We start from the raw sequence: 13034 nt of genomic DNA, 5'->3' as shown, positions 1-13034 counted from the left end.
TCAGCAAGCTGCCCCTCTCTGTTCGGAGAGGGGTTATCCCTGTGCGCCGGAACCCGGCAAAATCACCTGAGAATTATCAATTTCACTGTTTGGCGTCTGCGGCGCACTTTTTTTGCTGCTGACGATATTGTTTTCATAACGCGGCGGAGTAATGACCGGATAGACGTAGCTTTCCTGTTCCGAACATTGCACAGGATCGCGCGAACCCGCATAAAACAGATAGTACTGATGGGAGTTGGGGAAATAGGCCAGATCGTCGCCATTGCCAAAGGTGGTGGTCCAGAAAGGTACTCCGGCTTTGGTGTGGCTTTGCAATTTGCCTGAGGCGACCTGGAAGTGATCCCCCCATTTCATGGTGATGAGATAGTAATCAAAAAAGGAGACGGTGATGGCCCCACGGGGCGGGCAGTTAAGTTTGACGGCGTCATCCGCACGTGCCGCCAGTGCTGGTAAAGTCAGTAATAATAAAAACAGGGGATATTTCACGCATCCATTCTCGAGGCCGTAAGGTCAGGAGAGGAATCCTACGGTGTTGAGCCGTGGCATGACTAGCAGCAAGCTGTTACATCTCCCTCTAAAGTTAATCAAAATATGACGTTACTCTTATTCGTCCGTTAATTTTCCTCTACCATCCATCATGACAGTGAATATCCCTTTTTCGGGGATATAGGCGTTTAAAGGGAGAGTCGCTGATGGATATGAATTTTATCTGGCTGAGTATCACCAGTCTGATATTAATGGCTATTGCCATTCCGCTGCTTTTGCAGAAGGTGAAACCGAACCGCTGGTATGGGATAAGAACCGCGCGAACGCGCAATGATGACGAGCTGTGGTATCGGGCCAATCGTCTGTATGGCATCGCGATGCTGACAGCGGGCGTGGTATTTTTTGTGCTCTCGGCCATCCTCGGGAACTGGCGTCCGGGTGAGGATAACCAAAAGATAAGCCTGGTATTGTTTATGCTTGAAGTGCTGGTGCCTGTGTTTTTTACCCAGGCGAGAGCGAGGATCCTGGCGCGGAAATGATGCGCCTGGCGTTTCCCGGCTGGCGCTGCGCTTAGCCGGGCTACGAGCAAGCCCGGTTCGGCGAGCGGTGGCCCGGGTAGGGCGGTTACGCCGCCATCCGGGGGCAGGTATCGTTGCATCCCTTAAACACAGGGTCCCTTCGCGCAACCGTACATCATCACCAGCGGGAAAATGGGGATCATCAACGGCGCCATATAACTCACATTCTGTTCGGTTTTGTCGGTGATCGTCACCGTCACAGGAGGATCCAGTCTGGTCGCGTCAGCGGTAGAGTAATGCAGGCTCCCATCATAAGTGCCTTTGGCTTTAAACACGGCGACCATCGTTTTCCCGGACTCCATCACATGCGCGTTATAATGATATTTGAGCCTGTCCTTCTGGGCGTATGTTAACTGTGTCGCATCGACAATCGCGCGATATTCCGCCGTGACATCTTTATCTTTCACCACAAAGTAGACCGCCACACCGGGGCTTTTATCCCCGAACTCGTCATAAAAGGCTTTGTAGTCGTTATAAACATCACGGGTCTTATCACGTTTAAAGACATAGCCGTACTTGTCTGACATGACCGTAATATTATTTTCCGTCACCCGCAGGTAGTCGAGAGTGTCCTCTTTCGGCATTGGCACCGTGGTGGCGCAACCGCTCAGCACCATCGCCAGGAGCATCAATATGATTTTCTTCATTCTTCCTTCCCTGTGAATCGCATTCGCAAAAAGAGCAAGTATAGGCCGGGTTTAGCAGGAGAAAAGACAGGCTACAGGAATGGGTAGGGGCCAAAAAAAGCCCCGCGTGAATGCAGGGCCACAACAAGGGGGCGGGAACTCACGCCAGCCGCGGATAGTTTTCCGCAATCGCATCGCCGGTGAACTGTGCGATCCAGCCTTCCGGGTTGTCGAAAATGCGAATGGCGGTAAAGTTCGGCTCGGAACCCATATCAAACCAGTGCGGGGTACCGGCGGGCACGGAGATCAGGTCGTTCTTCTCGCACAATACCTGGTACACCTCGTCACCAATATGCAGGCAGAACAGCCCGGCGCCTTCCACGAAGAAACGTACTTCGTCTTCGCCGTGGGTGTGTTCGTTGAGGAATTTTGCGCGTAGCGCCTCTTTTTGCGGATTATCGGCACGCAGGCTGATCACATCCCAGCTCTGGTAGCCCTTCTCGGCAACGAGTTTGTCGATCGCGTGCTGGTAGGCGACGATCACCGTCTCCGGTGATGGATCTGCGCCCAGGTCACGGTCGGCTTCCCAACGTTCAAAACGGACGCCTTTGGCGTTCAGCTTTTGCTGAATCCCGGCGGCGTCGGTGCTTTGCCAGACAGGCTTGCTGGCGTCTTTGTCAGAATAAATCGTCAGTGCGCTCATGAGGGGATCTGCTCCGGCTTAATGTGGTCGAAAGAGGGAACCTGGTGATGATGGCTCGCCGCGTCATGGTCGCCGCGAATCAGTTGTATGGTTCGTAAACCGGCCTGCGCTGCGGCGTCCAGCTCCTGATGGATATCAGAGAGGAACAGGATCTGCCCCGGCGGCACGCCCAGTTGTTCAGCGATATTGCGATAGGACTGAACCTCGCGCTTCGCCCCTACCAGGGTGTCGAAGTAGCCGCTGAACAGATGAGTAATATCACCTTCGTCGCTGTAGCCAAATAACAGTTTTTGCGCTGCCACTGAGCCAGAGGAATAAACATAAAGATCAATACCTTTGGCTTTCCATTTTTCCAGCGCGGGCAACACGTCCGGGTAAAGATGACCGGTGAAGTCGCCATTGACGTAGCCATCACGCCAGATAATGCCCTGTAGCGCTTTCAGTGGCGTGGATTTGCGATCCTCATCCATAAACTGCACAAGCGTATCAAGCAGATCGGCGGTGGTTGCCTCCGGCTGGGCTATCTCTTCACGCAGGTTATCGAGGATGGTTTTTACCGGCTCGATATACTGCTGCGCGTTCAGAAAAGCCGGCAAACGTTCGCGGGCATAGGGAAATAATACGTTGTGCACAAAGCGAATATCGCTGGTGGTACCTTCTATGTCGGTAACTATCGCGCGGATCATTATTTCTCCAGCAGACGGCGCTGCATTTCGCATTCAAATAAAAATTCCAGCCCTTCCAGATGGCGACGCGCTTCAGCCACATCGCGCCCCCAGCAGGTCAGACCGTGACCACGCAGCAAAAAGCCATAGTTCAAGGGGCGTTCTTGCGCGTAATGTTCAATATGGCGGGCGAGGGCATCAATATCTTGGGCGTTATCGAAAATTGCAATCGGCACGGTATCAAGATGGGTGGTTTGCCCGCGCAGGGATTTTTGCATTTCGAAGCCGCTGATGAGCAATTCAGGGGCGCGCTCAACGCGTGAGAGTACGGTGGCATTCACCGTATGGACATGTAGCACCGCATTCGCATCCGGGAACAGGCGGTAAATCAGCGTGTGCAGGCCCGTTTCCGCTGACGGCTTACGCCCCGACGGCGCATGGTTATCGGCGATCGACACTTGCAGGAAGTCGGCTGTCGTCAGGCTGCCTTTGTCTTTGCCGGATTCGCTCAGCCAGCACCATTGTGCATCTTCACGCACCGACATATTGCCACCGGTGGCAGGGGACCAGCCTTTCTGGCCTATCCAGTGACAGGCGTTAACGAGCTCATGGAGTTGCAGGTTGTTTGTCATAGTCTTCCTGGGTTGCGCGTCGGCAGGAATAATCTTATGGTTTAGACGTCTAAGCGTCTTGATTGCCAAATACTAACATCGTGTTATAGTGGCAGCAACATCAGTATTACAAGCAGGCACGCAACCATGAGCGATAACGCACTGATTCCCCAAAGTAAACTTCCCGCTTTAGGCACCACTATTTTCACGCAAATGAGTGCGCTGGCGCAGCAGTATAAGGCCATCAACCTGTCTCAGGGATTCCCGGATTTTGATGGTCCACGCTACTTGCAAGAGCGGCTGGCTTACCACGTGGCACAAGGGGCGAATCAGTACGCGCCAATGACCGGGGTGCAGGCGTTGCGCGAGGCCATTGCAGATAAAACCGAAGAACTGTATGGCTACAAACCGGACGCGGGCAGCGATATCACAGTGACGGCAGGGGCGACCGAGGCCCTGTATGCAGCGATCACCGCGCTGGTGCGTAAAGGCGATGAAGTCATCTGCTTTGATCCCAGTTATGACAGCTACGCCCCGGCGGTGGAGTTGTCTGGTGGTGTGCTAAAACGTATTGCCCTGCAACCGCCGCATTTTCGCGTGGACTGGCAGGCATTCGCTGCACTGCTGAGCGATAAAACCCGTTTGGTTATCCTTAATACGCCGCATAACCCGTCCGCGACGGTGTGGCGCAAAGAGGATTTCGCGGCGTTATGGCAGGCGATTGGCGAGAAAGAAATCTATGTGCTGAGCGATGAAGTCTACGAACATATTTGCTTTGCCGAAGCGGGCCATGCCAGCGTGCTGGCGCACCCGCAACTGCGTCAGCGGGCGATTGCCGTTTCTTCGTTTGGTAAAACCTTCCATATGACCGGCTGGAAGGTGGGGTACTGTGTGGCACCGGCTGCCATTAGCGCCGAGCTGCGTAAGGTGCATCAATACCTGACCTTCTCGGTCAATACGCCTGCGCAACTGGCACTGGCGGATATGCTGCGAAGCGAGCCGGAACATTATCGCCAGTTGCCTGCGTTTTATCAGGCTCGTCGCGATGTGCTGGTCAATGCGCTCAGCAGCAGTCGGCTGGAGATCCTGCCGTGCGAAGGCACTTACTTTTTGCTTGCCGATTACAGCGCCATTTCCGATCTTGATGATGTGAATTTTTGCCAGTGGCTGACAAAAGAAGTTGGGGTGGCGGCTATTCCGCTGTCGGTTTTCTGCGCCGACCCCTTCCCGCATAAGCTGATTCGCCTGTGTTTTGCAAAGCAGGAATCGACGCTGCTGGCAGCCGCTGAACGGTTATGCAAGCTATAACCGACGCTATTTAACCGTCCACGCACGCGAGAATCGACGGCCTGCAAAGAGTTCTGTCAGGCCGTTAATCTGTTTCAGGCGCAGCACTTCATCGCTGTCCATTCCCAGCTCCTGGCCAATCTGCTCTTCTGTCCAGCCTATCCGTGAGAGCTCACGAACAATTTCCGACATCTCATTGATTTGATGGCGACCACGTGCCCGGTTATGCCGGATGGTGGCCGCCATACGATCGGACTTGCTGGCTCTGTCGCTGTTCAGGCAAGTAATCGGGAGATAGCCTTTAAGTTTACTTTTTAGCGCAGCCCGACTTTTGCCCAGTTCGTGGCGGTGAAAACCATCGACAATTTCGAAGTGATGAGGTTTGTCTTCCTGCACCACGATGGGTTGGGTGAAACCGTCGGCCTCCAGCGATTTCAGTAACAACCGTTTCTCCGGCGGTGCAACATTGTTAGGGTTGTAGTCATTTGGGGAAATGTGGTCGTTCTTCACCCATAAAACGCAATCGACAGGCTGATCGCGAAACGGGCTTAATGCGTGGAGAGTACGACGAAAATCATTGATAGCTTCAATCCGTTCTTCCTCAGGTAATGCGCCGAGAAATACTTCAATTTCGCTGATTAATCGCTGTTGCATAGAATTCCCCACTCCTTACGTTTGTTTTTGATTCGTTCGTGATACCGCTTGTAGTTGCTTGTTTTGGTGGGGCTAAAAGAGAGTGCCCTGCACCAGTAATCGTTATTGAGCAGCACTTTGCAGATGCGGCGCCAGGAAGGTATATCTTTTGCGCCAACATCCCCGGGCTGGCTATCGGGGATGAGTGGCAGGCCCTGTTTTTCAAACCAACGCAAATAAACGGCAATTTTGTTGCGATAATGCTCCGCAGATTGCTCCGGCATGCTGTCGAGCAAGAAAAGGACATATTCCCGCCAGCTCAAATGCGCAGGTTTAGTGAGTTTTCGGTGACCATAGAAAAGGTTGTCCTGACCGGCATAAATCCCGCCGCTGCTGACGCCGCTGACCCGCTCGCACATGAGTGCCCAGCGCTCAGGTTCAATAACGTGATAGAGCCACAGTCCCTGGCGTTGCTCGGGGCCGAAAGGTTCACAAATACGCATATAGCGCGTGGGCACGCCTGCCTGATACATCAAATCATATAATGGGTTATAAGGCGTTTGGGTCTTACCAAACCAGGTCCAGATATCGGCTATTTTCCAGTCATAAATTGGGTAAATGTACCAGGCATGCCCGCGTGGGGCAGCGGTAGTCCAGGGCTTATCATCGGCGAAACGCATTTTGCGTGCCGACGCGATAGCCATAAAGCGGTTGTAAGATTCGTCAGCGCGAATACCAATCATCATGGCTGCCGGGCGATGATTGGCAAACCAGTCGGCAAACTCACTGACAAACGATTCAAAGGTCATGCCGTGTTGATAAAAAGGCAGCTCGGCAGGATCCGTTATCGCATGTTCAGGAGGTTGCCGTACCCATTCAACGCCGGGTTGCCAGCATTGCCAGGTGGGGGAAAATTGCGATAAGCCATTTTGTGTAGTCAGTGGCAAGGCAATCCAGAAGAAGCGCTCTGTAATATCGCTGTATTCAGCACGCATACGTTCAACATACTCGATGGTATAGCTAAACTGAGCCTCCCAGTCGATAAATAAGATGTTGATTTTCTTTTTTAACTGACGTGCCAGTTGCGCCGTCAGATTGAGCATGATGCTGGAATCTTTTCCACCCGAAAAAGAGACACATACTCTCTGAAAGTTTTCCAGTGTCCATTTAATTCTTTCCATGCTGGCGTCCAGAACATCCTGTTCCAGAATTTTTTTGTCAATTTTCACCGTCAATTAATCCCAGGCGATTACCTACTTAGGCTGGGAATGATAATGAAATTAAACAAAGAGTTAATCTTTAATTTTCTATAGATTTCAATGATATAATTATTTTAAATGTTTTGGGGTATTTATATTCATTACGTTTGTGATTTTGTTTGTTTGTTCGCTGTTTTGCTACAGGTGTTTATTATTGGTAACAAAAAAAGAGTTCCGGAGAAATAATCATAACTTTCGCTGATGTTTTTCTCCGGCTCACATTTTGCCATTATTTTGTTTTTTTGCTCTTACTCGCCAAAAATCAGCTTCAATTTTTCTTCATCAGGGAGTCCAACTTCCTGCTGCAGCACATTGTCTTTATTCATGTAGTAAATGGCCGGAGTGGCATTTGCCCCCAATTCGTCCATTAATGTTTGATTACTTTTTAGTACATTCATGATTGTCGGGGGAATGGTTTTGGGTAAATCCAGCGTCATTTTCCCGAGAGATTGCTCATAGTCATGCCATTTTTTTGCCGGGTCGCTATCGCCCAAAATGGCTGCCGCCGCCGCCGGACTTTCGGGTTTGATGACCCCAACCAATAATGTGCGGATTTGTACTTTACCGGCCTCAACCCAGGGACGTGACTGTTGCCAGAACCGGCTGCAGTACGGGCAGAAAGGATCGGCAAAAACGTAGATCACACGCGGTGCGTCCTTTTTGCCATCAAGGATCCAGGTTGATTTTTCCATCTGCTGCCAAAGCGCCCGACCTGCCGGTGAGTAGATCTCATCCTGAATCATTTTCTCACTCAGATTGGTGCCAGCGGTGTCATACATATAGCCAGAAATCGCCTGTTTGCCGTCTGGCGTAACATAAATGGTGACGCCCATATCCTGATATTTCCCCAGATAGCCTTTCATACCGCCCGGCGCATCGAAGGATTTAATGATAGTTATACCTTGTTTTTCAATGGCTTGTACGGGCGCAGGCAGCTCTTCTGCCTGAACATAGAAAGGCAAAAGAGAAAGGGCGAGTAGACGTTTAAGCATAAAAAACCTTAAGTAACAATGAGATGAATTTAACGACGGTAAAACCTATTACAACCATAGGCAGTATCTGGAGCCCGTGCATTGTTATGTGACAGCGAGAGTGTTGTAATCCCCACTGTCTGTGCGATAACTTTTATCTTGTCGCGCAACACGATGCCAGTATGACTGGCGCTGAAGCACCCACGGGTATTTCAGGTCTAAAGCCACCCGTGAGGTGGCTTTTTTGTTTTTACCGATGGGATCCCCGTCGACCTTATGCACGTTCATGTTCGGTACATTAAGCAGTTTTGTGCGGGTTGTTAGCTAACGCTTATTGATTTGATAATGCAAACGCATTAGCCGAATCGGAAAAAAATCGTTAACTTACACCTCAACGAAAACACGGAGGAAGTATAGATGTCTTTAATTAACACCAAAATCAAACCTTTTAAAAACCAGGCGTTCAAAAACGGTGAGTTCGTAGAAGTTACTGAGAAAGATACCGAAGGCCGCTGGAGCGTCTTCTTCTTCTACCCGGCTGACTTCACTTTCGTATGCCCGACGGAACTGGGTGACGTTGCTGACCATTATGAAGAACTGCAGAAACTGGGCGTAGACGTTTACTCTGTTTCTACCGACACCCACTTCACGCACAAAGCATGGCACAGCAGCTCTGACACCATCGCTAAAATCAAATATGCGATGATCGGCGACCCGACTGGCGCCCTGACCCGTAACTTTGAAATCATGCGTGAAGACGAAGGTCTGGCTGACCGTGGTACCTTCATCGTTGACCCGCAGGGTATCATCCAGGCTATCGAAGTTACCGCTGAAGGTATCGGCCGCGACGCATCTGACCTGCTGCGTAAAATCAAAGCAGCACAGTATGTTGCTTCCCACCCAGGCGAAGTATGCCCGGCTAAGTGGAAAGAAGGCGACGCGACGCTGGCTCCGTCCCTGGATCTGGTTGGTAAAATCTAAAATTCACGGCGTCTTTCGCGCTACAGATGCGTTGGCTGCGCTTAATCACCCCGGTCACTTACTTTTGTAAGCTCCCGGGGATTCATAAGCTTGCCGCCTTTCTGTAATACGAAAGCCTTGTGAATTAAAATTTCCGTCGTCTTTCGCGCCATAGCGGCGTTGGCGTCACCTGCTCGCCCCGGTCACTTACTGCTGTAAGCTCCCGGGGACTCTCAGGCTAGCCGCCTTGCTCTGACGTGAAATACTCGGAAATTACGTCTGAAATCGGGTGCAGTTCTGCACCCGATTTTTATCCCGCGCACCATGATTCAAGTTGCATTGGAGCCGTCGTAATAAGGCAGCTTGCATGATGATGTTTTAAGCCCAGGAGATTAAAAATGCTCGACACAAACATGAAAACGCAGCTCAAGGCTTACCTTGAGAAACTGACTAAACCTGTTGAGCTGATTGCCACGCTGGATGACAGCGCCAGATCGGCAGAGATCAAGGAACTGTTGGCTGAAATTGCTGAACTGTCAGATAAAGTTTCTTTCAAAGAAGACAACACGCTGGCAGTGCGCAAACCGTCGTTCCTTATTACCAACCCAGGTTCAAACCAGGGGCCGCGCTTTGCAGGCTCGCCGCTGGGTCACGAATTTACCTCACTGGTTCTGGCACTGTTGTGGACCGGTGGTCACCCGTCGAAAGAAGCGCAGTCTCTACTCGAACAGATTCGCGATATCGACGGTGATTTTGAATTTGAAACCTATTACTCACTGACCTGCCATAACTGCCCGGATGTCGTACAGGCGCTTAACCTGATGGCAGTGTTGAACCCGCGCATTAAACATACGGCGATTGATGGCGGCACCTACCAGAATGAAATCACTGACCGTAATGTGATGGGCGTTCCGGCTGTCTTCGTCAATGGTAAAGAGTTTGGTCAGGGGCGTATGACGCTTGCTGAAATCGTGGCCAAAATTGATACCGGCGCGGAAAAACGTGCCGCAGAAGAGCTGAACAAGCGTGACGCGTATGATGTGCTGATTGTCGGTTCCGGCCCGTCTGGTGCGGCGGCAGCAGTTTACTCCGCACGTAAGGGTATCCGTACCGGGCTGATGGGTGAGCGTTTTGGTGGTCAGGTGCTGGACACCGTGGACATCGAAAACTACATCTCCGTGCCGAAGACCGAAGGTCAAAAACTGGCGGGCGCACTGAAAGCCCACGTGTCGGAATACGACGTTGATGTGATTGATTCGCAAAGTGCGACCAAACTGACCCCGGCTGCCGTGGAAGGTGGTTTGCATCAGATTGAAACCGCATCCGGTGCCGTACTGAAAGCACGCAGTATCATCATTGCGACTGGGGCAAAATGGCGCAACATGAACGTGCCGGGCGAAGAACAGTATCGTACTAAAGGTGTGACCTACTGCCCGCACTGCGATGGTCCGCTGTTTAAAGGTAAACGTGTTGCGGTCATCGGCGGCGGTAACTCAGGTGTGGAAGCCGCTATCGATCTGGCGGGCATTGTAGAACATGTCACCCTGCTGGAGTTTGCGCCCGAAATGAAAGCTGACCAGGTGCTGCAGGATAAAGTGCGTAGCCTCGGTAATGTCGACATCATCTTGAATGCGCAAACTACCGAAGTGAAAGGCGATGGCAGCAAACTGACGGGGCTGGAGTACCGCGATCGCGTGAGCGGCGATGTGCATCATATCGCGCTGGCCGGTATCTTCGTGCAGATTGGTTTACTGCCGAATACTACCTGGCTGGAAGGTGCCATTGAGCGCAACCGTATGGGCGAAATTATCATTGATGCGAAATGTGAAACCAGCGTCAAAGGTGTGTTCGCGGCGGGTGACTGCACCACGGTGCCGTACAAGCAAATTATTATCGCCACAGGCGAAGGTGCGAAAGCCTCTCTGAGCGCATTCGACTACCTGATCCGCACTAAGCGTGCATAAGAAGAAAGTAAGACATCCCAACGCATTCGAGTTGCATAACGCTAACGCGCAGGCAACCCGAAGAACGAAGGGACAATACCTGCAATAATCAAGAGGCTGCCTGAGGCAGCCTCTTTTTTTTACCGTACTACCAGCACCGGAATCTGTGCATGGCGTACTACGCTCGAAGCGTTCGACCCCAGCAAATGGGTAGTGATAGAAGGGTTGCGTGAACCAATCACCACCATATCCGCATGTAACTCTTCGGCCATTTCATTGACCACATCGCGTACGCTTCCCAGACGGACATGGGTGTGGATACGTTCGGGGCTGATTGAAAAGTGGCTTATCATCGTGGTCAGCCGGGTTTGCGCTTCATGCTGCAAGTGTTCTTCAAAACGACGAATATCGGCAGCGAATCGGTGCAGGCTGAGGCTGGAAGAAGCAGGCAGAACGTGCAATAAATGAATGACGCCCGTGTCCTGAGCAAGGAACTCGGCGTGGCGCACGGCTTTGTCGCTTAACTCCATTTCGAAAACATCTACCGGCATAATGATTGTCTGATACATAAACGTGTCTCCCTGTAGATTATGTCACTGGTATTTGAGCAGGAATGACAGAATGATTCTGCTACGTCGCTGGCAATTATTTATTTGAGCTGGAGTTTTCGTAGAAATGAGGATTTTCCGGTAAACCGGGCGTTACCAGTGTCGTTCGAGATAAAGCACGGCCGCGACGATAATCGCCGCCACGATCAAAAAGATAAGGGCGATAATTCATGTTTCGCTCATATGCGAACCCAGGGCAAAAACCTCTTACCACAATAGAAGCCTGAGCGGGACAACGAAATGCGACATTCGGGTGAGCGGGAAAGGGAAAGAGGATGCGGTCTGCATCCTCTTAACAGCGTATGGCGTGCTTAGCGCAGATATTCGCCAGCGGCTTCCGGCTGGTAGATTAACTCCAGCACTTCGAGATCGGTCGTCGCACCGCCGGGCAGTTCCCAGTGGATGCTATCGCCGACGCGTAAGCCCAGTAATGCCGCACCGACCGGAGCCATCACGGACAGTTGCGTCGCGCTATCGGTCATTTGCGCCGGGTATACAAGGGTACGTGTGCGGATATCGCCACTTTTAAGCTCACGGAATTTTACCGTGCTGTTCATGGTAACCACGTTGGCTGGCATCGCTTCGGGGGCGCACATCTGCGCGCGATCCAGTTCGTCATTCAGCACCTTCGCGACCGGCAGACTGGCATGAGCGGGTTGCTCCAGCAGACGGTCAATGCGCTCAGCGTCAAGTTCATTGATGATAATTGCAGGTCTGGACATCTATTACTCCATGTCATGAGGCGAAATCCCGCCAGATTGATCCAAAGAAAAACCCTCGCCGTCTGGCAGCGAGGGTTTAACTCTTCGGATGATACTGAGACTGCACGCAACTTTGAAGTGACTTAGCTCACATTTGCCGGGTTTATGTGTTTAAGCGGAAAGAGGGGAAGATTAATAACCGACGCTGTCGATAATAAAGTCGTTCCCGCAGTTACCCGGATGCGGTTGCGCCAGCAGGGATTTCGCGGAAAGTGGCTCGTTGATCGCCCGCGCATCAATGGCGATTTGCATTTCGGTAAGATACGCCGGATTACCGTTACAGGTCAGTTTTACCGCTTTAACACTGTTATCGCCCCAGGCCTTAGCAACGGCGGCGTCAAAATCGCTACGGCTGACGTGTTTACCGTAATTGTTCGCCAGAAAAAGCCCCAAAGCACTGCGTTTCACTTCCTGATTCAGACGCACCATCGTCCCGAATAAAGCATCCGGGTCGAAGCCGAAGCAAACGCCGTGTTTGGCGTATTCGTAACGTTCGAGACAAGATGTGCCACCTGCGCCGGGCATAACCGTGTTGAGCTTATTCGCCACCTCCAGTGACATCCCGGTTTCGGCAGCAGAACATTTCTGGCTGATTTTCGCCTCCGGCATATTGGGAACAGGTCGCGTGGCGCAGCCATATCGCATCCAGCGCTTTTCATCCACGCCGCGGGCGGCAATAGATTTCGGCAGGCCTGGCCACAGGCCGTGAACGGTCAGAAAATCGATTTTTTGCGGTAGCTCTTTTTGCAGTCGGCATTCCTCCGGCTCGCGCCCTCCGCGGTCATGCTGACTCTGGCAAAAGCCGGTTTGCCACGAAAGTGCCAGCACGTAGCGGTCAAAGTCACCGTACTGTTTGGGCTCGAGTGGGGCAGCGTGGACGGGGGTGAGCGACAGCATCGCCATGGCGACACCCAGACTGGCGACGAGTCCCTTTCTGAACATT

At 51.8% G+C, this 13034-nt stretch carries 16 protein-coding genes; 4 read left to right on the top strand and 12 right to left on the bottom strand.

Translation table 11 applies throughout. The features are described 5' to 3' along the window. Positions 1-33: 33 nt before the first annotated feature. On the bottom strand, positions 34-486 hold the full coding sequence (locus MRY16398_RS21070) for a hypothetical protein (RefSeq protein ID WP_041852166.1): 453 nt from the start codon (positions 484-486) through the stop codon (positions 34-36). A gap of 206 nt (positions 487-692) precedes the next feature. On the opposite strand from MRY16398_RS21070, the gene MRY16398_RS21065 reads away from it, so the two are divergent. Continuing rightward, positions 693-1025 (top strand): SdpI family protein, encoded by a 333-nt coding sequence (locus tag MRY16398_RS21065; RefSeq protein ID WP_110295805.1) that lies wholly within the window; start codon positions 693-695, stop codon positions 1023-1025. 122 nt (positions 1026-1147) lie between these two features. On the opposite strand, the gene MRY16398_RS21060 is transcribed toward MRY16398_RS21065, so the two are convergent. From MRY16398_RS21060 to MRY16398_RS21045, 4 genes are all read right to left on the bottom strand, one after another. Next, positions 1148-1711 (bottom strand): hypothetical protein, encoded by a 564-nt coding sequence (locus MRY16398_RS21060; RefSeq protein WP_125125111.1) that lies wholly within the window; start codon positions 1709-1711, stop codon positions 1148-1150. 139 nt (positions 1712-1850) lie between these two features. Next, positions 1851-2393, bottom strand: a complete 543-nt coding sequence (locus MRY16398_RS21055; protein ID WP_071193883.1) for a 1,2-dihydroxy-3-keto-5-methylthiopentene dioxygenase — start codon at positions 2391-2393, stop codon at positions 1851-1853. Beyond that, positions 2390-3079 carry an acireductone synthase gene (gene mtnC, locus MRY16398_RS21050; protein ID WP_041852163.1) on the bottom strand — a complete coding sequence of 230 codons (690 nt, stop codon included), beginning with the start codon at positions 3077-3079 and terminating at the stop codon, positions 2390-2392. Before mtnC ends, MRY16398_RS21055 begins: the two co-directional genes overlap by 4 nt. Next, positions 3079-3690 carry a methylthioribulose 1-phosphate dehydratase gene (locus MRY16398_RS21045; protein WP_041852162.1) on the bottom strand — a complete coding sequence of 204 codons (612 nt, stop codon included), beginning with the start codon at positions 3688-3690 and terminating at the stop codon, positions 3079-3081. Before MRY16398_RS21045 ends, mtnC begins: the two co-directional genes overlap by 1 nt. Before the next feature lie 126 nt (positions 3691-3816). Between MRY16398_RS21045 and MRY16398_RS21040 the strand changes: the two genes are divergently transcribed. Next, positions 3817-4977, top strand: coding sequence for a pyridoxal phosphate-dependent aminotransferase (locus MRY16398_RS21040; protein WP_071193882.1), 1161 nt, complete (start codon positions 3817-3819; stop codon positions 4975-4977). 6 nt (positions 4978-4983) lie between these two features. Here the strand turns inward: MRY16398_RS21040 and MRY16398_RS21035 are convergent, their stop codons facing one another. The 3 genes from MRY16398_RS21035 to dsbG all read right to left on the bottom strand — a co-directional run bounded on the left by MRY16398_RS21035 (position 4984) and on the right by dsbG (position 7840). Next, positions 4984-5610, bottom strand: a complete 627-nt coding sequence (locus MRY16398_RS21035) for an IbrB-like domain-containing protein (protein WP_041852160.1) — start codon at positions 5608-5610, stop codon at positions 4984-4986. Then, the gene (locus MRY16398_RS21030; RefSeq protein ID WP_103245941.1) at positions 5595-6770 is read right to left on the bottom strand and encodes a phosphoadenosine phosphosulfate reductase; all 1176 of its coding nucleotides are present in this window, start codon (positions 6768-6770) and stop codon (positions 5595-5597) included. Before MRY16398_RS21030 ends, MRY16398_RS21035 begins: the two co-directional genes overlap by 16 nt. A gap of 326 nt (positions 6771-7096) precedes the next feature. Next, positions 7097-7840: a thiol:disulfide interchange protein DsbG gene (gene dsbG, locus MRY16398_RS21025; RefSeq protein ID WP_079498397.1), complete on the bottom strand. Its 744-nt coding sequence runs from the start codon at positions 7838-7840 to the stop codon at positions 7097-7099. Between the two features lie 396 nt (positions 7841-8236). Here dsbG and ahpC point away from each other — a divergent pair, with 396 nt between their 5' ends. Together ahpC and ahpF are read left to right on the top strand one after the other, a co-directional pair. Then, on the top strand, positions 8237-8800 hold the full coding sequence (gene ahpC, locus MRY16398_RS21020; protein ID WP_041852156.1) for an alkyl hydroperoxide reductase subunit C: 564 nt from the start codon (positions 8237-8239) through the stop codon (positions 8798-8800). Positions 8801-9177: 377 nt separating this feature from the next. Further along, positions 9178-10743: an alkyl hydroperoxide reductase subunit F gene (gene ahpF / locus MRY16398_RS21015; protein WP_041852155.1), complete on the top strand. Its 1566-nt coding sequence runs from the start codon at positions 9178-9180 to the stop codon at positions 10741-10743. A gap of 119 nt (positions 10744-10862) precedes the next feature. Here the strand turns inward: ahpF and uspG are convergent, their stop codons facing one another. The 4 genes from uspG to rna form a co-directional block, all read right to left on the bottom strand. Then, the gene (gene uspG, locus MRY16398_RS21010; RefSeq protein WP_041852154.1) at positions 10863-11291 is read right to left on the bottom strand and encodes a universal stress protein UspG; all 429 of its coding nucleotides are present in this window, start codon (positions 11289-11291) and stop codon (positions 10863-10865) included. A 132-nt stretch (positions 11292-11423) separates the two neighbouring features. Then, positions 11424-11495 carry a small membrane protein YldA gene (yldA, locus tag MRY16398_RS31315; RefSeq protein ID WP_350269416.1) on the bottom strand — a complete coding sequence of 24 codons (72 nt, stop codon included), beginning with the start codon at positions 11493-11495 and terminating at the stop codon, positions 11424-11426. A 146-nt stretch (positions 11496-11641) separates the two neighbouring features. Further along, entirely contained in the window at positions 11642-12052 is a 411-nt protein-coding gene (gene rnk, locus MRY16398_RS21005) for a nucleoside diphosphate kinase regulator (protein WP_071193879.1), read from the bottom strand. A gap of 171 nt (positions 12053-12223) precedes the next feature. After that, positions 12224-13033 carry a ribonuclease I gene (rna, locus tag MRY16398_RS21000; protein ID WP_110295811.1) on the bottom strand — a complete coding sequence of 270 codons (810 nt, stop codon included), beginning with the start codon at positions 13031-13033 and terminating at the stop codon, positions 12224-12226. Position 13034: the final 1 nt, after the last annotated feature.

It is taken from the genome of Phytobacter sp. MRY16-398 (assembly GCF_003925915.1).
In the GTDB taxonomy this organism is placed as follows: domain Bacteria; phylum Pseudomonadota; class Gammaproteobacteria; order Enterobacterales; family Enterobacteriaceae; genus Phytobacter; species Phytobacter diazotrophicus.
Note: the sequence above shows the minus strand (reverse complement) of the source record. Positions and strands in the feature narration are given on the sequence as shown.